The organism is Ralstonia psammae (genome assembly GCF_958405935.1).
Lineage (GTDB): Bacteria > Pseudomonadota > Gammaproteobacteria > Burkholderiales > Burkholderiaceae > Ralstonia > Ralstonia psammae.
This window is the reverse complement of the sequence record NZ_CATZBU010000011.1, coordinates 68,848-90,306: the sequence shown is the minus strand read 5'-3', so window position 1 is coordinate 90,306 and position 21,459 is coordinate 68,848. Positions and strand designations below refer to the sequence as shown.

Below are 21,459 nucleotides of genomic sequence, written 5' to 3'. Positions count from 1 at the left end.
GATCGGATCAATAGGCGGCGCGCGACAGGCGCGCACCGATCAGGACACCGGCCGTGGGGAGGCCGGCCGGCGTCCGTTGTCGTGGCGGCTTAGGGATTTGCCGGAGCCGGGGCCGGCGCGTTGCCGCCAGCGGGCGCCTTTTCGCCGATCATCGTGCCGTCGGTCGGCGTGGCCGGCAGCGGCTTGATGTCGTTCTCCTTGCCCTTGACGACCACCGGCTTGGTTGCCGCGTCAGTCAAGAACTCCATCACGCGCATCAGTGCTTCGGGCGGGTTCTGGCGCTTGACCTGGGTATGGAAGGAGTACTTGGCACGCGTATCGGTGCTGCGCGTCTGCTCCGACTTGTGCGAAGCACGGCCCGACACCGACACACTGAACGGCCCCCAGCCGAGCTTGGCCTGGAACGACCCTTCTGCCTCGGTGCTGGACGACGATTTCTCCGACTGCGAAATCTCCAGCTCGAAGTCGATCGTGCCCTCTTCAATCGCGATCACCGGATGCACAACCGCGCACAGCAGCGGAATGCGCATCGTCTTCTGGATCGTGCCCTGCGACACCCCCTTCTCGTCGACGATGGTTTCGTCGTAGTCAAACTGCACCGCAACGGCTTTGCCGTTCTGAATACACACCTGCAGCAGAAAATCCGCATAGGATTTTGCCGCCGAGGTTTGCGCTGCGATCATCGCCTGCAGCGGCGCAGAGATCATCTTGTCGATCGGCAGCGCATTGATAACCGACCCGATAAGTCCGTTGTCCATTTAAAACTCCTCACATTGAATTATTTGGACGCACAGGTTTGTGCGCCCGAATCCAAAGTAAGAGTTTTTCCCGCGGGGTTCGATGCCTCGAAAGTCCCAGCCAAGGCCACGGAACAGCGGCCCAGTACCGATCGATAGGCTGCCCGTGACTTTCGGCACTGAACTTCAGTTTCAATGCATCCGGATCGATCCCGCCCTACAAAATAATCGGTTTCGCTGAAAATAATTAACTGAAGTACGAGGGGTCGATGAATATTCTGGTAATCGATAGCTTGCCGCTTTTTGCGGCAGGTGTGTCCAATGTATTGAATGCACTCGACGCGCAGGGTGTGTTTATCGATACGCACTACACTGCGCAAATCGGACCGGCTTGCAAGCAAGCCGAACCCAGAGCCGTCGTGATGGAATGGAGCGCGCAGGACGACGACGCCCGGCAGCGCCTGTCGGAGTTGAAAGCGGTGTTGCCGGAAGTGCCTGTGTTGCTGACGGTGCAAGCTGTGGGCCGGCACGTGGTGGGCGACGCGCTGCGCTTCGGCGCGGCCGGTGTGGTCGACCGGCAGGCCACGGCCGACGTTCTGCTCGAAGCCCTGCTGCGCATTACCTCGGGCGCGGTCTACTTGCCGCCCATCAGCAATCTCTCCCCCGACGATCCGCGGCAAGGTCCGGGGGAAAGCCCGGCCGAACTCTGGCGCCGGCTGACGCCGCGGCAGCATGAGGTGTTGCAACTGCTTGCAGAAGGCAAATCCAACAAGCAAATCTGCCGTGTGCTGAACGTGGCCGAAGGCACCATCAAGAACCATCTGTACGCGCTGTTCCGGCAGATTGGCGTCAATAACCGGACCGAAGCCGCGCTCTGGCTGTCGCGCTGCAAGGCGAGCCTCGTCCGCCTGCAGATGTGCGCGATGTAGCGCGCCCCTCCTCTTGCCCGTAGCATCCGGCAGCCTTGTCGGACGTTACGGGCCCGGGTTTCGCCACCTGTGAAAACACTGAGCCGGCCATTGCATTCACGCAACCACGCCATACACTGGTTGGAAGGCGGCGCACGGTGCATCGCCGTTTTTTCATGGAGGCCGCCCATGGAAATCATCGAGTTCCACACCAGCCCGCCACGCTACTGCGCCGCGGATCTCACTCTCACGTGCACAGCTAGCGTCGACGGCCACTTCGCCTGCTATGCGGTGACGGCCGAAGCGCTCGAAGAGCATTTCGGCGCTCGCTCGTGGCGGCGGGAAGATCTGCTGCAAGCCATGGAATCTCATCGCGGCACCATTGAAGACATGGCGCGCTCGCTGTTCAAGCTGACGGACTCGCACAACATCGTGCTGCGTAGCGGCCATTTCCGATTCGGCATGTAGCAGCGCAGTGAGCAGCATGGCCGACATCCGCGTCTGCGGCGGACAAAAAGAAGGCCAGCGAAAAGCTGGCCTTGTGGAAGCAGGCGCGTGCTAGTCAGGCTTGCACTCGTGCTTCATCTCGCGTCGTCCATCCTCGTAGACCACCTCCAGCCGGCACGTAAAGCCCCATAGGCGTACGACGTGCCGCAGCATCTCTTCGTAGTTCGGCCCCAGCGGGCGGCGGCTGCTCTGCAAGTGGCGCAGCGTCAATGAGCGATCCCCGCCCACGTCAACATTGGTCACCTGGATGTTGGGCTCGATGTTCGAGAGGTCGTACTGCCCGGCCAACAACTCGCGGATCTTGCGATAGCCATCGTCGTCATGGATGGCGGTGACGCGAAGCTTGGCGTCGCGGTCGTCATCGAGCACGGAGAACAGCTTCAACTCACGGATCACGCGCGGCGAGAGGAACTGCAACAGGAAGCTCTCGTCCTTGAAATTGCGCATGGCGAAGTCGAGCGTCTTCTGCCAATCGCTGCCGGCAATCTCGGGCGCCCAGCGGTAGTCCTCGTCTTCTGGTGATTCGCAGATGCGCCGGATGTCCTGGAACATCAGGAATCCCAGCGTGTACGGGTTCAAGCCACTGTAGTACGGGCTGTTGAACGGCGGCTGATAGATCACGTTGGTATGCGCCTGCAGAAGCTCAAGCATGAAGGCATCGTTGACGAGCTTCTCGTCGTACAGCTTGTGCAGGATGGTGTAGTGCCAGAAGGTGGCCCAGCCTTCGTTCATCACCTTGGTCTGCCGCTGCGGATAGAAGTACTGCGCGATCTTGCGCACGATGCGCACAATCTCTCGTTGCCAGGGCTGCAACTTGGGCGCGTTCTTCTCGATGAAGTACAGCAGGTTCTCTTCCGGCTCGGCCGGGAATTGCGGGTCGGGCTCTGGCGCATCGTCTGCGGTTGCCAACGCGCGGGCCCGGTGCGTGGGGAGCGTGCGCCACAGGTCATTCACCTGCGCCTCGAGGTATTTCTCGCGCTCCGCCTGACGAGCCTGCTCCTCGTTGATCGACAGCTTCTTGGGCCGCCGATAGCGATCGACACCGTAATTCTGCAACGCGTGGCAGGAGTCGAGCAGCAGTTCCACCTCCTGCTCGCCGTAGCGCTGCTCGCATTCGGCCACATAGTTCTTGGCGAAGAGCAGGTAGTCGACGATGGCGTCGGCATTCGTCCACGTGCGGAACAGGTAGTTGCCCTTGAAGAAGGAGTTGTGGCCGTAGCAGGCATGCGCGATGGTCAGCGCCTGCATCGGCATCGTGTTCTCCTCCATCAGATAGGCGATGCAGGGGTTGGAGTTGATGACGATTTCGTACGCCAGCCCCATCAGGCCGCGCTGGTAGCCACGCTCCGATGCAAGGAAGTGCTTGCCGTATGACCAATGGTTGTAGCCCAGCGGCAGGCCGGACGACGCATAGGCATCGAGCATTTGCTCGGCGGTGATGATTTCGATCTGGTTCGGATAGGTGTCCAGGCCGAAATCTGCGGCAATCTGGGCGATGCTTTGGTCGTAGCGCCTGATCAGCTCGAAGGTCCATTCCGAGCCCGTAGATAGGTAGGCCATGCTCGTTCCCGTTGGTCCATCACACAGGGTCACAGGTGGGCGCGCCCGCCATGGCACACGCTGCCACTGCGCGGCGGCAACGCCCGGCCAGGAGCAACCCGCTGCCGCCGATCAGTGATCAGGCGGCCCGCTTCTGAAACAGCTCGTGCAATACCGGATAGATTTCGTCCGCCTTGAGAATGCGCTGCATCGCAAAATTCTCGTGCCCCGCCTTCAACGTAAGATACTCCTCCCACAAGTTCTGCGGCTCCGTGGAGACCACCTCAACATAGGCGTAATACTGCGTCAGCGGCAGAATCGTTTCGCGCAGCAGCTTTGCGCAGAGTTCCGAATCGCCCGCCCAGTTGTCGCCATCCGAAGCCTGCGCGCAATAGATGTTCCATTGGCTCGGCGAATAGCGCTCCTGCATCACTTCCGCCATCAGTTTGAGTGCGCTCGACACAACAGTGCCGCCCGACTCGCGGGAGTGGAAGAAGTCCTCCTCATCCACCTCCTTGGCCACGGTGTGGTGGCGGATGAAGACGACGTCGATGCGTTCGTAGTTCCGCTTCAGGAACAGATAGAGCAGCATGAAGAAACGCTTGGCCAGATCCTTGCGCGATTCATCCATCGAGCCGGAGACATCCATCACGCAGAACATCACCGCCTGCGCCTGCGGCCGCTTGCGCAGCACGCGGTTGTTGTAGCGCAGGTCGAGCTTTTCAATGAACGGCACGCGATCCAGGCAGGAGCGCAGATGGCGCATCTCCTTCATCAGTTCTTGCGCGCGTACGCTGTAAGGGCCGTCGTTTTCCAACTCCTCGCTGTACTCGCGCTCCAGCTCATGCAGGCGGCGCTGATACGGGCTGGACAACGCGATACGACGACCGAGCGAGCTGCGCATCGTTCGCAGAATCGACAAGTTGGATGGCGTGCCATCAAGCGAGAAGCCCGCACGCACCTTGCGCACCTCTGCGATCTTGGCCAGGCTGCGCTTGGCAAGATCGGGCAACGCCATGTCTTCGAAGAAGAAGTTGAGGAAGTCCTCGCGCGACAGCGTGAAGATGAAATCGTCCTCGCCCTCGCCCGAGTCGCTGGCCTGCGAACCGGTGCCGCCGCTGCCCTGCTGCGGGCGGTCGAAGCTGTCGCCGCGAATGAACTCCTTGTTGCCCGGGTGAACGCCCTCGCGACGCCCGCCCGAGCCATGGTGGAACATGGGCTCCGAGATGTCCTTGACGGGAATGGACACCTGCCCGCTCTGCTCGATGTCCATGATCTTGCGACCCGTCACGGCCTTGGCCACCGCGCGGCGGATCTGGTCCCGGTAACGCTTGATGAAGCGTTGCTTGTTGACGGTGCTCTTGCCGCCACCGTTCTCCCGCCGATCAATGATCGTGCCCATGTGACTGCCCTCGGTTGGAAGTTCGCTGGGTGTCTTTACCTCTCCTTATCTGCTTAAGATGACTTCCGGACGCGCAGGTACCACTCCACCAGCAAGCGCACCTGCTTCTGGGTATAGCCCTTCTCCACCATGCGGTTGACGAAGTTCTGGTGCTTCTCCTTGTCGTCGTGCGACGACTTGGCATTGAACGAGATCACGGGCAGCAGGTCCTCTGTGGTCGAGAACATCCGCTTCTCGATCACCGCGCGCAATTTCTCGTAGCTGGTCCAGACTGGGTTCTTGCCACCATTCTTGGCCCTCGCCCGCAGCACGAAATTGACGATCTCGTTCCGGAAGTCCTTGGGGTTGGAAATGCCCGCAGGTTTCTCCACTTTTTCCAGCTCGTCGTTCAAGGCGCTGCGATCGAGAATTTCGCCCGTGTTCGGGTCCCGATATTCCTGATCCTGAATCCACAGGTCGGCAAACACGACATACCGATCGAAGATGTTCTGCCCGTACTCCGAATACGACTCCAGGTACGACGTCTGTATCTCCTTGCCGATAAACTCCACGTACGGCGACGTGAGGTATTCCTTGATGTAGGACATCAGCTTGGATTCCGTCTCCGGCGGAAACTGCTCGCGCTCGATCTGCTGCTCGAGCACGTACAGCAGATGCACCGGATTGGCCGCCACTTCCGACCCATCGAAGTTGAACACCTTCGAGAGCACCTTGAAGGCAAAGCGCGTCGACAACCCCGTCATGCCCTCGTCGATGCCGGCAAAGTCGCGGTACTCCTGATACGACTTGGCTTTCGGGTCGACATCTTTCAGGCTCTCGCCGTCGTACACGCGCATCTTCGAGAAAATGTTGGAATTCTCGGGCTCCTTGATGCGCGTGAGCACCGCGAATTGCGCCATCATCTTCAGCGTGTTCGGCGCGCACGGCGCTGCGGCCAGCGAGCTGTTGCGCAGCAGCTTGTCGTAGATCTTCACCTCGTCCGAGACACGCAGGCAGTACGGCACCTTGACGATGTAGATGCGATCAAGGAAGGCCTCGTTGTTGCGATCGGACTTGAAGCTCTGCCACTCAGCCTCGTTCGAGTGCGCCAGGATGACGCCATCGAACGGGATTGCACCAAAGCCCTCCGTGCCCTTGTAGTTGCCCTCCTGCGTGGCCGTCAGCAGCGGGTGCAACACCTTGATCGGGGCCTTGAACATCTCCACGAACTCAAGCAGCCCGCGGTTGGCAAGGCACAGCCCGCCCGAATACGAATACGCATCCGGATCGTCCTGCGGATAGTCCTCCAGCTTGCGGATGTCGACCTTGCCGACCAGCGACGAAATGTCCTGATTGTTTTCGTCGCCCGGCTCGGTTTTGGAAATCGCAATCTGCGACAGCACCGACGGATGCAGCTTCACCACGCGAAAGCGCGTGATGTCGCCATTGAACTCGTGCAGCCGCTTGACCGCCCACGGCGAGGCAATCGAGTTCAGATAGCGCCTTGGAATACCGTAGTCTTCCTCCAGAATCTTGCCGTCTTCGTCGGGCGAGAACAGCCCGAGCGGAGACTCGTGAATGGGCGAGTCCTTGAGCGCGTAGATGGGAATCTGCTCCATCAGCGCCTTCAACTTCTCGGCAAGCGAGGATTTGCCGCCGCCCGGAGGCCCCAGCAGGTAAAGAATCTGTTTGCGCTCTTCAAGACCCTGCGCGGCATGTTTGAAGAAAGAGACGATCTGCTCGATCGTGTCCTCCATGCCGTAAAACTCGCGGAAGGCCGGATAGATCTTGATGACCTTGTTGAAGAACAATCGCGACAGACGGGGATCATGGTGGGTATCCACCAGTTCCGGCTGACCGATCGCGGTGAGCATGCGCTCAGCGGCGGTCGCATAGGCGGTCGAGTCCTTCTTGCAGATATCCAGATACTCCTGGATGCTGTACTCGTCCTCTTTGCGAGCTTCAAAACGCGTTGCGTAGTGGCGGAAAATATCCATATCTCCCCCGTAGATTTCTTCCCTACTCCACACCAACAAGCGAGAGCCAGGCTAGTTCTTGCGTGCGTTGCTGATTCCACTGTAGACGAATCACCGATGATCACAAGAACGGTTGAGCGCCCGGAACGGTGCACAACGAATCGCGATGGCGTTAGCGCTCGACTGCATGAAGTGCTAAACGAACCTTGCACCATGCATCAGCACAGGCACCACGACGATCAACTACCCCGAGCACAGCAGAAAGCGTACCCATCATGCCTTCCCTGCGCGCTCGCAGGTTGGTACGTAACCGATCGGCGTGAGTTCCCGCACGCACGCTGAATACAGGAGGGGGATATCCCTGCGTTTCAGTGTCTCGCCAACTGTGGTACCGCGCATGGCGCGCACCGGCGGTGCTACGCTTGTAGCGGCAGCTTTCCCCCGCTGGGACGCAACAACGCGTTGTGCAAAGCATTGGGCGATGCGTTTCGTCGCCCAGCATACGCCCGCAGCGCTTGGCGGAACGACCGAAACAGATCGGCCGAAGGTGTCTCTTTTTTACGCCAGAAGGAAAGTTTTGCCGGACGCAGCGAAGAAGCGGTCCGAATAGCCCGCACGGGAACGCGGACAAAGAAAAAGGCCCTCGGCATTTGCCTGAGGGCCTTTTAAGCGATTTCTCGCCAGTTTGGTGGGTGGTACAGGGATTGAACCTGTGACCCCTGCCGTGTGAAGGCAGTGCTCTACCGCTGAGCTAACCACCCGAATGCGGTGAAAACGAGATTATGGCGAAAAGGCGCAGCCGTGTAAATACCCTGGCCGCACATTTTTTTGATCAGGCAGCCGGCGGCGCAGATTCCGCAGCTTCACGCGTCCAGACGGTCTTGCCGCCGCTGGCCTTGTCGATCTCCTTGAGCACGCCGGCGTGCGCTTCGGCCTCGGCTTCGGTCGCCAGCAGCACCGGCAGTTGCAACGCGCTCAGGTCGACAGCAACGGCTTCGGCCGATGCGCCTTCGCCCGACTCCAGCATGTCGATCACCAGCGTGTTCTGGCCGCGCGTCATGGCCAGGTAGACCTCGGCCAGCAGTTCCGCATCCAGCAACGCACCGTGCAGCGTACGGTGCGCGTTGCTCACGCCCAGACGGTCGCACAGCGCATCCAGGGAGTTGCGCTTGCCCGGAAACATCTGGCGCGCCTCGCGCAGCGTGTCGATATGGCCCGACAGGTGCTCGCGGAAGGCCGGCAGGCCCAGGCGCTGGAATTCCATGTCCAGGAAGCCCAAGTCGAACGCGGCGTTGTGGATGATCGCCTCTGCGCCCTGGACGTAGTCACGGATCTCATTGACGATCTCCGCGAACTTCGGCTTGTCGGCCACGAATTCGTTGGTGATGCCGTGCACGGCCATCGCGCCCGCGTCGATCTCGCGCTCGGGGTTGATGTAGAAGTGCAGGTTGCGGCCGGTGAGGCGGCGGTTGACCATCTCCACGCAGCCGATTTCGATCACGCGGTCGCCGGTGGCCGCATTCAGGCCGGTGGTTTCCGTATCCAGAATGATCTGTCGCATCGCGCGCTCCCCTACTCTGACTGGATTACTTGAAGACGACGGTCTTGTGGCCGTTGAGCAGGATGCGATGTTCCGCATGCCACTTCACGGCACGGGCCAGCGCCACGCACTCCACGTCGCGGCCGACGGCAGTGAGCTGCTCCGGGTCCATGCTGTGGTCCACGCGCTCGATTTCCTGTTCGATGATCGGGCCTTCGTCCAAGTCGGCCGTCACGTAGTGGGCCGTTGCGCCGATCAGCTTCACACCGCGCTCGTGCGCCTGGTAGTACGGCTTGGCGCCCTTGAAGCTCGGCAGGAACGAGTGGTGGATATTGATGGCTCGGCCTTCCAGCTTGCGGCACAGGTCGTCGGAAAGAATCTGCATATAGCGCGCGAGCACCACCAGGTCGATCTGCTGCTCCTGCGCGATCTCCCAGATCCGGGCTTCCTGCTGTGCCTTCTGCGCGTCCGTCGCCTGCAGCAACGGCAGGTGCATGAACGGCACGTCGTACGACGCGGCCAGTTGGTAGAAATCGCGGTGGTTAGAAACGATGGCCGCGATCTCGATCGGCAGTTGGCCGGCGCGGGCACGGAACAGCAGGTCGTTCAGGCAGTGGCCGATCTTCGAGACGAGAATCATCACGCGCGGCTTGACTGCAGCGTCGAACATGCCCCACTGCATGGAGAAACGCTCGCCGATGGGCGCAAAGCGGTCGCGCAGCGCGGCGAGATCAAGCGGCTGGCCCTGCGGCACAAAATGCACGCGCATGAAGAAACGACCCGTGAATTCGTCGCCGAACTGGTCCGAATCGAGAATGTTGCAGCCCTGATCGAACAACAGGCCGGACACGGCGTGGACGATGCCAGGCTGGTCGGGGCACGACAGGGTAAGAATGAAACCGGAGTGACTCATGAAGCGTTTTATCTATTGTTGTCGGGCGCAAACCGCTGTGGCGCATGGGGCGAACTCAGGCGCGCCAGGGCGTCGAGGGTAACGAGCGTGGCGTCGACCGTCATCGCGAAGTCCGCCATGATATCAAGCGCCACGTCGGGGCTGGCGCGCAGGTGCCCGGCGACCTCGCCGTCCTGATTGGCGGGGACGAAGCTGGCCGGCAGTGTCAGGTCGAAGGCGAAGAGCGTTTCGCACTGGACGCCTTCGGGCACTTCGCGCAGCACATCCAGCGTGCCGCGCGGCACCAGCCGGGCCGCCAGATCGGGGCCGATGCCGGCTTCTTCCCAGCATTCCTTCTCCAGTGCGCCGCGCGCATCGAAGCCATGGCCAATGCCGCCGGCGACGAGGTTGTCCCACATGCCGGGGTCGATCGGCTTGGTTTGGGCGCGGCGGGCCAGCCAGAGCGCCGGCCCGGCGTCATCAACGCCGTCGATCAGGCCGTTCATGTGCGCAGCATAGGTACGGATGCCGAAGAAACGCGCGGCGGCGCGTTCGATCAGTGCCAGCGTGGGTGTGCCCCAGCCGGTGTTGACGGCAAAACGCTCGTCGCGCCAGCCGCGCACGTGGCCGTCTTCAGCCAGCCGCGCGATCACTTCGGCCAGCGCGGCGGTGCGTTCGGCCTCGGTGGCGAGTGTCACGCGCAAGTCGACCCGCTGCGTCGACACGTCGAACCACTGCGGCCAGCGCGCAAGCAGCGAAGCGCGCTCGCGACGCAGCCAGCCGACGCGTTGTCCGGCAACAACCCAGGGGACCAGCGCGTCGGCATCGAACGCCTGCCGGGCGGCCAGGCCGTCCCGTATGCGCGGCACGCGGGGATCGGTCATGTCAGCGCCTCACAATGTCGTGCGTGCATTGTGCTTTCCGTGCAGCACGGGTCGCGCGATAATGCTTCGTTAATACAAGCCGTCATCAGACTGGAGAAACAAGGATGGATGAAATCGACGAGCTGTCGGATCTGCCGACCCCGCGCTTTATCTGGGGCTTCGCCATTGCCGTCACACCGTCCGGCGAAGTGTCGCACGATGAATTCGAATATCTGACGCACACCCGCGCACCACGCTTCACCTGCCGCGTGGTCGAACTGGAAGACGCACCGGCCGAGCCGGAAGACGAAGGCGACATCGACGGCCGCATCGTCCACTTCGACAACCCGAAGCGGATGTTCTACATCACAGACTTGGGCCTGGCGCTGATGAACTTCACGCTGTTCGACAAGGTGGACAACAAGGCCAAGCTGAAGAACGCCTGCGACGAAGCCATCGCCGACTGGCTCACCCGCCGCGAATTTCTCGACTCCGAGCCGGACGACGACGAGGAGGATTGATCGCTTGATCGCTTGATCGATCAGCCCTGACCGCCGGCGCTGCCATCCTCGGCAAGACGCAGGTCGGTCAGGCGCACATCGGCGTAGGCACGCCCCGCGTCCAGCAATGCCGAAACCTGCGCCTTCACCCGCTCCTTCTGAGCGCGCAACGCACGCGGCGGCACAGTCGAATCCTGGCCGGTGTGGTGCAGATACAGCATCTTGTAGGTGAGTTGGCTCACCATCCACTGCCGCAGCACGCGGCGCCGGCCGGCATGGTCGGCTTCCAATCCATCGATTTGCCCCAGCAATGCGGAAAACGCCCGCGCCAGGCTTGCCGGCTCCGTTGCCTCGCCGGCGATGCAGCGTTCGGCCAGGGCGCGCGCTTCGGCCGGTGACATGGCGCCGTCCGTCTCAACAAAGCGCTCTGTGGCCGGGTCCGGGCGTGGGGCCGGTGGTCGGCTTGCCAGTCGCGCAGACACCGCCGACAGCGCTGCCTGGGCACGGCGGATGGACGCTTCCAGCGATTCCGCATTGCCCGGCACGATGCCAATGGTGGTCGGCATGTCGCTGGGTTGTTCGTCGCGTTTTTTGACGTCCATCGCTCCCTCCGGTGATCGCCCTGGGCCAGGTGTGCCTGGCGGACGAAGCCGAATTGTAGAACGCAACGCACATTTCGCGACAAATCAATACAGAGGTTCCGCATTGCAAAGATGGCGCAAACGGTAACGTGGCTTCACAAAACGAGGGGGCACTGTTGGCGGTGACCCACGCGGCCCGGCCTCGCCACGGGTAAAATGCCGGATTGCGCTGCCAGCGCATGCACTCAATTGCTGACCGCCCCGTGCGGCAAGGAAATCGCCTTGATCAAGTGGATTATCGTGGCCCTCTATCTGGGCTCCATTCTGTACGTGCACTTTCGCGGCAAGGTTCGCCTGAAATTCTGGCGCCAGATGTTCGACCACTCGGCCGTGGTCGCGCCGGTCAACTGCTTCATGTACGCATTCTCGGGCGTGCCCCAGACGCCGTATGTGCCGGTCGAGCGCTTTCCCGATCTGGAAAAGCTGCAGGCCGCGTGGCCGCAGATTCGGGACGAAGGCCTGGCGCTCATCAACCTGCGCAAGATCAAGGCCGCGGAGAAGAACGACGATGCCGGCTTCAATTCCTTCTTCAAGAATGGCTGGAAGCGTTTCTACCTGAAGTGGTACGAGGCCCATCACCCGTCAGCCGAACAGCTCTGCCCGCAGACCGTCGCGCTGCTGCGCGATCTGCCCAGCGTGAAGGCAGCGATGTTTGCCGAACTGCCGCCGGGTGGGAAGCTGAACCCGCACCGTGATCCTTTTGCCGGCTCGCTGCGCTATCACCTCGGCTTGTCCACACCCAACGACGACCGCTGCTTCATCGAGGTCGACGGCCAGCGCCACAGTTGGCGCGACGGTCAGGGCGTCGTCTTTGACGAGACCTATCTGCACTGGGCAGAAAACGCCTCCGACAAGGATCGCCTGATCCTCTTCTGCGATATCGAACGCCCGATGAAATTCGGCTGGGCGCAGCGCGTCAACAAGTGGCTCGGCCGCAAGGTCATGACCGCCGCCAGTTCGCCCAACGACGACGGCGACCAGACCGGCGGGATCAACAAGCTGTTCCGCTATGTGTGGATGATGGGCCAGTACCGCCGTCGCTTCAAAGCCTGGAACCGCAAGGTCTACTACGTGGTGAAGTTCGGCTTGATCATTGGCGTGGCAGCGTTGATCATCTGGATCTGATTGCTGAACCTCTCCGTCCTGCCTCGCACAAAGAACCGGCCTGAAGCGCCGGTTTTTTGTTGCGTATAAAAAGGCAACCCGCATTGCAGTCGGCTTGCGTTTTTACAAAGCAGTGAATAAAAAGCGCCACATCGGGCACAAATCTCGCCTAATGTCAGGAATTGAGCGCTCCCGCGCTTATGCGATATGGCGGGCACGCCGCTTGCTCCACCTTGGTCGACACCCTTGCGCATTGCATGGGACCGAGTCGGAGCGGGACGGTGTGCCTATGTCCCTCGTCAACAACAAAGACAGTGAGATCGATCGCCATGAAAAAGAACCTCATTAGCCGCCAGACCCTCGTCACCCGCGCCGCCGCGCTTGCTGCTATCGCACTGCTCGGTACCCAGATCGCGGCCTGTACCACGACCAGCCCGAATGCCCAGGGCTCCGACGTGATGACGTCGACCAACAAACATGCCACCACCAACTCGCAGGCCGATTCGGTGCTCTCGCGCCTGTACACCACGGCCAACGGCTCGCGGGAGCTGGTCGCGCGCGCCAAGGGCGTACTGGTGTTCCCCTCCGTGCTGAATGCCGGCTTTGTGGTGGGTGGCCAATACGGCGAAGGCGTGCTGCGCACCGGCGGTGGCCGTCCGCTGGGCTACTACAACATTGCCTCGGCGTCGGTGGGCTTCCAGGCTGGGGCGCAATCGCGTGCGCTCATCGTCCTGTTCATGACGGACGAGGCGCTGCAGAAATTCCAGAACAGCCAAGGCTGGACGGCCGGTGTGGATGCCACCGTGGCACTGGCAAAGATTGGTGCGAACGGCGCGGTGGATACCAACACCGCACAGCAGCCGATCATCGGCTTCAACCTGACCAACGCAGGCCTGATGGCCGGCGCGTCGATCGAAGGCACGAAGATCACGAAGCAGAACAACTGATCCGCGCGTCGCTGATCGCCAATACCGCCGTTTCGTACGGCGGTTTTTTTTCGCGCACCCGCGTGAAGCGTTGCGGCAATGTTGCGGCCCTAGGGAAATCCGGAGGGGCGGCGCGAGGCTTCTCGGCTAGCATCGTCCGGCCGATGTTGCAGTGCGCGCCACCGTATCGGCACACGACAAAACAATCACCCAGAAAAAAGGGGGAGACATGACAGGTCGCAACGCTGCCTTGCGCAGCGCCGTTGTATGCGCATGGCTTTCGGGGCTGTTGCTGGCGTCTGGTCAGACGATGGCCGAGCCGGGCATCACCGACAACAAGATCGTCATCGGCCAGACCGCGGGCTTCACTGGCCCCGCCGGCGAGCAGGTTCAGGAGATGACGCAGGGCGCCAAGCTCTATCTCGATGCCGTAAACCGCGCGGGCGGCGTGAACGGACGCAAGATCGAGTTGATCTCGGAAGACGACGGCTTTGATGCTGCCGCCTCCAAGAAGCACGCGCACACGCTGCTGGTCGACAAACAGGTCTTCGCCCTCTTCCTGCCGCGCGGCACACCGAATACCGAAGCGATCATGGCCGAGGCTCGCCCACTCGGCGCGCCGGTGGTGGCGCCGTCCACCGGTGCTTCAACGTTCTTCGATCAGCCCGACCCGCTGCTCTTTGTGGTGCGCGCGAAATACCAGGCGGAGATTGCCGAGCTGGTGCATTACTTCGACACGCTGGGCTTGCGCCGCCTGGCGCTCGTCAACGTGAACGACACCTTCGGCAAGGACACCGAGATCGGCTTCAGCAACGCCACGAAAAAGCTGCCTCCCGACGCGCACAGCATCTTCACCGTCGACCGCCTGAAACCGGATATCGCCAAGGCCACGGCAGACGTAGGCAAGTTCGCGCCGCAAGCGGTGATCCTGGCCTGCCCAAGCACGACGGCGCGCGCAATGATCGAGGCACTCAACAAGCAGGGCACGGTCACGCAGATTGCGGCGCTGTCCAACAACGCCGGTTTAGCCTTCGCGAAATCGCTCGGGGCGCTGGGGCGTGGCGTGGTGATCTCGCAGGTGATGCCCTCGCCGGTGCGCTCGACTTCGTTGCTGGGCCGGGAGTTGGCGTCCAGTGCAAAGTCTGCCGGCGTGGCACCGTCGTATGCCATGATGGAGGGCTACGCAGCCGCGCGCGTGCTGGTCGAGGGGCTCAAACGCGCGGGCAAGTCGCCCACGCGGGCCAGCTTTGTCTCGGGGCTGGAAGCCGCCGGCACGATCGACCTGGGCGGGTTGGAAGTCCACTATGGCCCGAATCTGCGCAAGGGCTCGAACTACGTGGAGCTGACGGTGATCGGGCCGAACGGCACCTTCGTCAAATAGACGGGAGCGCACCGTGGGGTCGGCTGCCTCGGCAATAGCTGCACCGCAGGAAATAGCGGTTGCCAGCGCAAAACGCATGAGTACATAAGAAAATACTATTTGGAATTCGCATACTGCCTCTAACAGAATGCATGAACCACATGCATGACTTGGATCAATCAGGCGGATGGAACTCCGACAACTCGAAGCGTTTGCCGCGGTCATGTCGACCGGCAGCGTCACCGCGGCGGGCAAGCTGCTGGGACGCTCACAGCCGGCCATCAGCCGGCTCATCCAGGATCTCGAAGCCGAGATCGGCTACGCCCTGTTCACGCGTGCGGGTCCACGCGTCTCGCCCACGGAGCAGGGTTTCCTGCTGTACGAAGACGTTGAACATACGCTGATCAGCTTACGTCAGATCCGCACGCGTGCCGACGAAATCGCGCGCGGCGAGGCACGCCCGCTGCGCCTGGCGGCCACGTCCGCATTGGCGGCAGGCTTGCTGCCCGCCGCCTTGGCCGATGAGCCTGGGCTGGCGCAGCACGTCCAGATTCGCAGCGCTTCGCCCGAGCAGGTTGTGCACGCCGTGCTGACCGGCGCTGCCGACCTTGGCATCAGCAGCCTGCCGCTGGAACATCGCGGCGTGACAGTGCATTGGATCGGCGAAGCCGCGTGCGTGGCTGCCGTGCATGCAAACGACGCGCTGGCCGCCAGCAAGCGCGTGGCATTGGCCGATTGCGCCGGGCAGCGCATCATCACGATGCACAACCCGTATCGATTGCGCCGCCGCCTGGATCAAGCGCTGGCGAAAGCCGGCGTGGAGCCCGTCTCGCTCATCGAGACCAACGCGTCGCTCAATGCACTGACCGCCGTGCGTGCGGGCCTTGGCGTCGCGTTGCTGGAGCCGGTGACGGCGTACGGCGTGCCGATCGACGGCGTGGCCGTGCGCCCGATCGATGCCGAAATCCCCTTCTTCTTTGGCGTGATCACCCCCGAGGCCAAGCGGCCGTCGGCGGCGGTGACTTCACTGATCGACGCCCTCGCGCGCGCGGCGCAGCGTCTGCTGCCGGACTGCAAGCTGCACGATCCGGCGCGCCATGCCAGCATGCTGCAGGTGCTGTATGGCGAACCCATCAACGAAACCGAAGGCGCGTCCGCATGACCGCTGCACAACAAGACAACGCGCCGCAAGTCACTGGGCTCGCAGCGCTGGAAGCGCGTTTGCACCAGGACCTGTCCTGGCTTGAACTCCCCGCCAAAAACTGGACGCTGCCACACACGGTGGATGGTCAACCCGTGCTGGATGTGGCTGTCATCGGTGGCGGCATGGCGGGTCTGGCGGCAGCGGCATCGCTCAAGCATCTCGGCATCGGCGTGGTGGTGTTCGACCGCTCGCCCGTCGGCTTCGAGGGCCCGTGGGCAACGACGGCGCGCATGGAAACGCTGCGCTCGCCCAAGCAACTGACCGGCCCCGCGCTCGGCCTGCCGGCGCTGACGTTCCGCGCGTGGTTTGAAGCGCAGTTCGGCACCGATGCGTGGGAGGTGCTCGACAAGATCCCGCGCCTGCAATGGATGGACTACCTGCGCTGGTACCGCCGCGTGCTTCAGCTCGACGTGCGCAACGACCATTACGTGAAGAGGATCCACCCGCGCGTGGATGGCGCTGTTGAACTGCTGATCGACGCGCCGGGCCAACCGACCCAGCGCGTGTTTGCGCGCCGCGTGGTGCTAGCCACCGGCCGTGATGGGCTTGGCGGTGCATCCGTGCCGGACTTTGCGCACCGGCTGCCGCGCCGGTGGTGGGCGCATTCGTCTGACGAGATGGACTACGGCACGCTGGCCGGCAAGCGCGTGGGCGTGATCGGCGCCGGTGCATCAGCCATGGATTCGGCTGCAACGGCCCTGGAAGCCGGGGCCGCCAGCGTCGACATGCTGATCCGGCGCCCCGATCTGCCGCGCGTGAACAAGGGCAAGGGTGCCGGCAGCCCGGGGCTCGTGCATGGTCACCTGCATCTGCCCGACGCGTGGAAATGGCGTATCCGGCATTACATCAATGTCGAGCAGGTCCCACCGCCACGCGGCAGCACGCTGCGCGTGTCGCGGCATCCGAATGCGCGCTTCAACCTCGGCTGCGGCATCCTGGGCGTGGACGAGCACGATGGCGTGCTGCACGTGGCCACGACCAAGGGCGTGTTCCAACTGGACTTCCTGATCTTCTCGACGGGCTTTCGCACCGATTGGGCCGCACGCCCCGAGTTCAGCGCACTGGCGCCACACATCCGCCAATGGCGCGACCGCTACACGCCGCGCCCCGGCGAAGAAGACGCGGAACTTGCCGATTCGCCCGACCTTGGCCACGCCTTCGAATTTCGCGAGAAAACGCCCGGCACGCTGCCCGGCCTGTCGCGCGTGCATTGCTTCTGCTATCCGGCGTCCGTCACCCACGGCAGCGTCTCGGGCGACATCCCGGCCATCAGCGAAGGGGCGAAACGCTTGGCGCAGGGCATTGCCGGCTTGCTGTATCAGGAAGACATCGACGCGCACTACGCCGCCATCCAGGCCTATGCCGAGCCGGAAATCTTTGGCGATGAATGGACGCCTGCCCCGCCGCCCAGCTTGCAAGCGAGTACCACTTCCAGCCAGGAGGCTGCACGATGACAGGTTGGTTAATCCGCCGCATCGGCCAGGCGCTGCTGGTCGTGCTGGTGATGACGGTGATCGTCTTTATCGGCCTGCACGCCATCGGCAACCCGGTCGACATCCTGATCGGTCAGGACGTGGACCAGATCGACCGCGCGCGCATCATTGCCGAGCTGGGTCTGGACAAGCCCTTGTGGGAACAGTACCTCGCCTTCCTGAACGGCGCGCTGCACGGCAATCTGGGCAAAAGCTTCGTCTACAACGAACCGGCCATCCAGTTGATCCTGCAACGCCTGCCGGCCACGCTGGAGCTGGCGTTTTCCGCCCTGATCATCGCGGTGGTGATTGGCGTGCCGTTGGGGCTGTTCGCGGGGCTGTATCCGCGCCATCCGGTGTCGCGCTTGCTCATGACGGGCAGCGTGGTGGGTTTTTCGCTGCCGACGTTCTGGGTGGGCCTGATGCTGATCATGGCGTTCAGCGTGAGCCTCGGCTGGCTACCCGCCAGCGGACGCGGCGAAACGGCGCGCCTGTTCGGCATCGAATGGTCGTGGCTGACGGTTGATGGGCTGCGCCACCTCGTGCTGCCAGCGGTCAACCTGTCGCTGTTCAAGCTGTCGTTGGTGCTGCGGCTGACGTCTGCCGGCGTGCGTGAGGTGCTGCCGCAGGACTACGTGAAGTTCGCGCGGGCCAAGGGCTTGTCGCCGTTGCGCGTGGTGCTGGCGCACGTGCTGCGCAATACGCTGATCCCGCTGGTCACGGTGCTGGGCCTGGAGCTTGGTTCGACCATCGCGTTTGCGGTCGTGACCGAGAGCATCTTCGCGTGGCCCGGCGCGGGCAAGCTGATTCTGGACAGCATCAACTCACTGGACCGCCCGGTCATCGTGTCCTACCTCATCGTCGTGGTGTGCCTGTTCGTGTCACTCAACCTGATCGTCGACATCCTGTATCGGATGCTGGACCCGCGCGTACGAGCGGCGGATAGCGCGGAGGCTGCATGATGAACACGACTTCGCAATCTACGACGGCAACGACGGTGCCCGCCCCGCGCAAGCAATCGCCCTGGCGGCGAGTGGCATCGGATTTCCTCGCATCCAAGGCTGCCATCTTCGGGCTGGTGGTTGTCGTGGTGCTGATTCTGGCCGCGCTGGCCGCGCCTTGGATCACCCCGCAAAACCCGTACGACCTGATGCAGCTCGACGTGCTGGACTCGCGCCTGCCGCCCGGCTCGCCGGCCGGCACGGGCGCGTTCACGTATTGGCTCGGGACAGACGGCCAGGGACGTGACTTGTACTCCGGCATCCTCTATGGCCTGCGCATCAGCCTGGGCGTGGGGATCGGTTCGGCAGCCGTGGCGGCCGTGATCGGCACGCTGTTCGGGCTCGTTGCAGCGTATGCGGGCGGCCGCGTCGACAGCATCATCATGCGCACGGTCGACCTGCTGCTGTCGTTCCCGTCGGTGCTGGTGGCAATGATGATCCTCGCCTATCTCGGCAAGAGCATCAGCAATGTCGTGCTGACGCTGGTGCTGCTGGAGTGGGCGTACTACGCGCGTACGGTGCGCGGGCAGGCCCTGGTCGAGCGTCGCCGCGAATACGTGGAAGCCGCGCGCTCGCTCGCCCTGCCCGGCTGGCGCATCGCACTCAAGCACATCCTGCCGAACTGCCTGCCGCCGCTGATCGTCGTGGGCACGCTGCAGGTGGCGCGCGCGATCACGCTGGAAGCAACGCTGTCGTTCCTGGGCCTGGGCGTGCCGATTACCGAGCCGTCTTTAGGCCTGCTGATCTCCAACGGATATCAATACATGCTGTCTGGCCAGTACTGGATCAGTTTCTATCCGGGCATCGCGCTGCTGCTTGCGCTGGTGGCCATCAACCTGGTAGGCGACCGCCTGCGCGAAGTGCTGAACCCGAGGACGCAACGATGACGGCGTCCAACAACGCGACCACACTCGAAGTCCGCAACCTGCGCACGCATTTCTTCACGCGCGACGGCGTGCTGCCAGCCGTGGACGATGTGTCGTTCTCGCTGGCGCGTGGGCGCATTCTCGGGCTGGTGGGTGAATCGGGCTCTGGCAAATCCGTCACCGGTTTCTCGATCATGGGCCTGGTGGACCCGCCCGGCCGCGTGGTCGGCGGCGAGATCCTCTACCAAGGCCGCGACCTGACCAAGCTTGTCCCGCGCGAGCTGCGCAAGCTGCAGGGCAACCGCATCGCCATGGTCTTCCAGGACCCGATGATGACGCTCAACCCCGTGCTGCGCATCGAGGCCCAGATGACCGAGGCCGTGCGTGCGCACACCAGCATGAGCCACAGGCAAGCCCGTGACCATGCGCGCGACACGCTCGGCCTGATGGGCATTCCGAGCCCCGAAGAACGGCTGCGCGCGTATCCGCATCAGCTGTCCGGGGGCATGCGCCAGCGCGTAGCGATTGCCATTGCGATGCTGCATCGGCCTGACCTGATCATTGCCGACGAACCGACCACGGCGCTGGACGTGACCATCCAGGCGCAGATCCTGTCCGAAGTGCAGAAGCTCGCGCGCCAGCACGGCACGGCGCTGATCTGGATCACGCATGACCTCTCTGTTGTTGCCGGTCTGGCCGATGAGGTGGCCGTGATGTACGCCGGCCGCATCGTTGAACACGGGCCGGTCGATGCCGTGCTCGATGCACCGCTGCACCCCTACACCATGGGCCTGATCGACAGCCTGCCGAGCGAGAACCGCCGCGGCCAGCGCCTGCGCCAGATTCCGGGCATGACACCGAACCTGTTGTCGCTGCCGGCGGGCTGTGCATTTGCGGCACGCTGCCCGCGTGCAACCGATCTCTGCGGCGTGCGCCCCGAGATCACCCAGCCGATACCTGAGCGCCTCGTGCGCTGCTTCCATCCGGGCATGCAGCACGCTGGCTCCTCGCGGGAGGTCGCATGAGCACGCCCCTCGTCGAACTCAAACAGGTCAGCAAACGCTTTACCGATCGCAAGGTCGGCATGGGTGATCGCGTTTTGCAGCGCTTCGGCCTGGCACATCCGCAAGCGATTGTTCGTGCTGTCGATGGTGTCGACCTCGCGATCCAGCCCGGTGAAGTCGTCGGGCTCGTCGGCGAATCGGGCTGCGGAAAATCCACGCTCGGCCGCATTGCTGCGGGCTTGATGCCCCCGTCGGCCGGCGAGGTGCGCGTGGACGGCAAAGCCTTCGATGCGCTCTCCGGAGATGAAGCCCGCGCGGCCCGCCTGAAGATCCAGATGATCTTCCAGGACCCCTACGCCAGCCTCAACCCGCGCCTGCGCGTGGAAGAGATCATCGGTGAAGCGGCGCGTGTGCATGGGTTGACCGACCGCGCCAACTTTGCCGATTACGTGGCTGCGCAGATGCAGCGCGCGGGCCTGGACCCTGCGCTGCGCGACCGCTATCCGCACCAGTTCAGCGGCGGCCAGCGGCAGCGTATCGGAATTGCTCGAGCGCTGGCGGTGCAGCCGTCGATGCTCGTCTGTGACGAGGCCGTGGCAGCGCTGGACGTTTCGATCCAGGCGCAGATCCTGAACCTGTTCATGGACCTGCGCGAGCAGCTCAACCTGACCTACCTCTTCATCAGTCACGACCTGGGTGTGGTGGAACACCTGTCGGACCGCGTAGTGATCATGTACCTCGGCCGCGTGGTGGAATCCGCGCCGGCAGAGGAAGTCTTCCGCCGCCCGAACCATCCTTACACGCAGACATTGCTGGCGGAGATTCCGCGCCTGTCTGCCCGGCACAAGACGTTCACCGCCATTCAGGGCGAGATGCCGAGCCCGCTGCACCCGCCCACGGGCTGCCACTTCCACCCGCGCTGCCCGCACGCCATGCCCCGCTGCACGACCGAAACGCCGACGCTGCGCGGCATTGCGGTCAACCATGTCAGCGCCTGTCATCTGAACGACGCGAACTGAACGACATTCAATGAGCCAA

The 21,459-nt window shown here is 62.9% G+C and carries 20 protein-coding genes and 1 tRNA gene; 12 read left to right on the top strand and 9 right to left on the bottom strand.

Annotated elements, in window-relative coordinates; all coding sequences use genetic code 11:
* Positions 1-89: 89 nt before the first annotated feature.
* Positions 90-758, bottom strand: coding sequence for a DUF2589 domain-containing protein (locus R2N16_RS19370; protein WP_316667636.1), 669 nt, complete (start codon positions 756-758; stop codon positions 90-92).
* A gap of 248 nt (positions 759-1,006) precedes the next feature.
* Between R2N16_RS19370 and R2N16_RS19365 the strand changes: the two genes are divergently transcribed.
* The gene (locus tag R2N16_RS19365; protein ID WP_316667634.1) at positions 1,007-1,666 is read left to right on the top strand and encodes a response regulator transcription factor; all 660 of its coding nucleotides are present in this window, start codon (positions 1,007-1,009) and stop codon (positions 1,664-1,666) included.
* Positions 1,667-1,834: 168 nt separating this feature from the next.
* On the top strand, positions 1,835-2,113 hold the full coding sequence (locus tag R2N16_RS19360) for a DUF1488 family protein (RefSeq protein WP_316667632.1): 279 nt from the start codon (positions 1,835-1,837) through the stop codon (positions 2,111-2,113).
* Positions 2,114-2,203: 90 nt separating this feature from the next.
* Here the strand turns inward: R2N16_RS19360 and R2N16_RS19355 are convergent, their stop codons facing one another.
* The 7 genes from R2N16_RS19355 to R2N16_RS19325 all read right to left on the bottom strand — a co-directional run bounded on the left by R2N16_RS19355 (position 2,204) and on the right by R2N16_RS19325 (position 10,364).
* Positions 2,204-3,712: a SpoVR family protein gene (locus R2N16_RS19355; RefSeq protein WP_316667630.1), complete on the bottom strand. Its 1,509-nt coding sequence runs from the start codon at positions 3,710-3,712 to the stop codon at positions 2,204-2,206.
* Between the two features lie 118 nt (positions 3,713-3,830).
* Positions 3,831-5,093 carry a YeaH/YhbH family protein gene (locus R2N16_RS19350; RefSeq protein WP_316667628.1) on the bottom strand — a complete coding sequence of 421 codons (1,263 nt, stop codon included), beginning with the start codon at positions 5,091-5,093 and terminating at the stop codon, positions 3,831-3,833.
* Between the two features lie 53 nt (positions 5,094-5,146).
* Complete coding sequence (locus R2N16_RS19345) at positions 5,147-7,069, bottom strand: PrkA family serine protein kinase (RefSeq protein ID WP_316667626.1); 1,923 nt, start codon at positions 7,067-7,069, stop codon at positions 5,147-5,149.
* A gap of 665 nt (positions 7,070-7,734) precedes the next feature.
* Positions 7,735-7,809 (bottom strand) — tRNA-Val (locus R2N16_RS19340).
* A 71-nt stretch (positions 7,810-7,880) separates the two neighbouring features.
* Entirely contained in the window at positions 7,881-8,609 is a 729-nt protein-coding gene (gene dnaQ / locus R2N16_RS19335; protein ID WP_316667624.1) for a DNA polymerase III subunit epsilon, read from the bottom strand.
* A 25-nt stretch (positions 8,610-8,634) separates the two neighbouring features.
* Entirely contained in the window at positions 8,635-9,501 is an 867-nt protein-coding gene (gene purU, locus R2N16_RS19330) for a formyltetrahydrofolate deformylase (RefSeq protein ID WP_316667622.1), read from the bottom strand.
* 8 nt (positions 9,502-9,509) lie between these two features.
* A complete protein-coding gene (locus R2N16_RS19325) occupies positions 9,510-10,364 on the bottom strand; it encodes an NUDIX hydrolase (protein ID WP_316667620.1) in 855 nt (284 codons plus the stop codon).
* Between the two features lie 104 nt (positions 10,365-10,468).
* Between R2N16_RS19325 and R2N16_RS19320 the strand changes: the two genes are divergently transcribed.
* Complete coding sequence (locus R2N16_RS19320; RefSeq protein ID WP_316667618.1) at positions 10,469-10,864, top strand: hypothetical protein; 396 nt, start codon at positions 10,469-10,471, stop codon at positions 10,862-10,864.
* 20 nt (positions 10,865-10,884) lie between these two features.
* Here R2N16_RS19320 and R2N16_RS19315 read toward each other — a convergent pair whose 3' ends face one another.
* On the bottom strand, positions 10,885-11,445 hold the full coding sequence (locus R2N16_RS19315; protein ID WP_316667617.1) for a hypothetical protein: 561 nt from the start codon (positions 11,443-11,445) through the stop codon (positions 10,885-10,887).
* A gap of 261 nt (positions 11,446-11,706) precedes the next feature.
* Here R2N16_RS19315 and lpxO point away from each other — a divergent pair, with 261 nt between their 5' ends.
* The 9 genes from lpxO (at position 11,707) to R2N16_RS19270 (ending at position 21,440) form a co-directional block, all read left to right on the top strand.
* Positions 11,707-12,609, top strand: coding sequence for a lipid A hydroxylase LpxO (gene lpxO, locus R2N16_RS19310; RefSeq protein ID WP_316667615.1), 903 nt, complete (start codon positions 11,707-11,709; stop codon positions 12,607-12,609).
* 308 nt (positions 12,610-12,917) lie between these two features.
* Positions 12,918-13,535, top strand: a complete 618-nt coding sequence (locus R2N16_RS19305) for a BPSL1445 family SYLF domain-containing lipoprotein (protein ID WP_316667613.1) — start codon at positions 12,918-12,920, stop codon at positions 13,533-13,535.
* A gap of 208 nt (positions 13,536-13,743) precedes the next feature.
* Positions 13,744-14,895, top strand: a complete 1,152-nt coding sequence (locus R2N16_RS19300; protein ID WP_316667611.1) for an ABC transporter substrate-binding protein — start codon at positions 13,744-13,746, stop codon at positions 14,893-14,895.
* 166 nt (positions 14,896-15,061) lie between these two features.
* Entirely contained in the window at positions 15,062-16,036 is a 975-nt protein-coding gene (locus tag R2N16_RS19295) for a LysR family transcriptional regulator (protein ID WP_316667609.1), read from the top strand.
* Complete coding sequence (locus R2N16_RS19290; protein WP_316667607.1) at positions 16,033-17,532, top strand: FAD-dependent oxidoreductase; 1,500 nt, start codon at positions 16,033-16,035, stop codon at positions 17,530-17,532. Before R2N16_RS19295 ends, R2N16_RS19290 begins: the two co-directional genes overlap by 4 nt.
* Positions 17,529-18,512 carry an ABC transporter permease gene (locus R2N16_RS19285; protein WP_316667604.1) on the top strand — a complete coding sequence of 328 codons (984 nt, stop codon included), beginning with the start codon at positions 17,529-17,531 and terminating at the stop codon, positions 18,510-18,512. Before R2N16_RS19290 ends, R2N16_RS19285 begins: the two co-directional genes overlap by 4 nt.
* On the top strand, positions 18,509-19,438 hold the full coding sequence (locus tag R2N16_RS19280; protein WP_316667602.1) for an ABC transporter permease: 930 nt from the start codon (positions 18,509-18,511) through the stop codon (positions 19,436-19,438). Before R2N16_RS19285 ends, R2N16_RS19280 begins: the two co-directional genes overlap by 4 nt.
* A complete protein-coding gene (locus tag R2N16_RS19275) occupies positions 19,435-20,442 on the top strand; it encodes an ABC transporter ATP-binding protein (protein WP_316667601.1) in 1,008 nt (335 codons plus the stop codon). Before R2N16_RS19280 ends, R2N16_RS19275 begins: the two co-directional genes overlap by 4 nt.
* On the top strand, positions 20,439-21,440 hold the full coding sequence (locus R2N16_RS19270; protein ID WP_316667599.1) for an ABC transporter ATP-binding protein: 1,002 nt from the start codon (positions 20,439-20,441) through the stop codon (positions 21,438-21,440). Before R2N16_RS19275 ends, R2N16_RS19270 begins: the two co-directional genes overlap by 4 nt.
* Positions 21,441-21,459 lie beyond the last annotated feature (19 nt).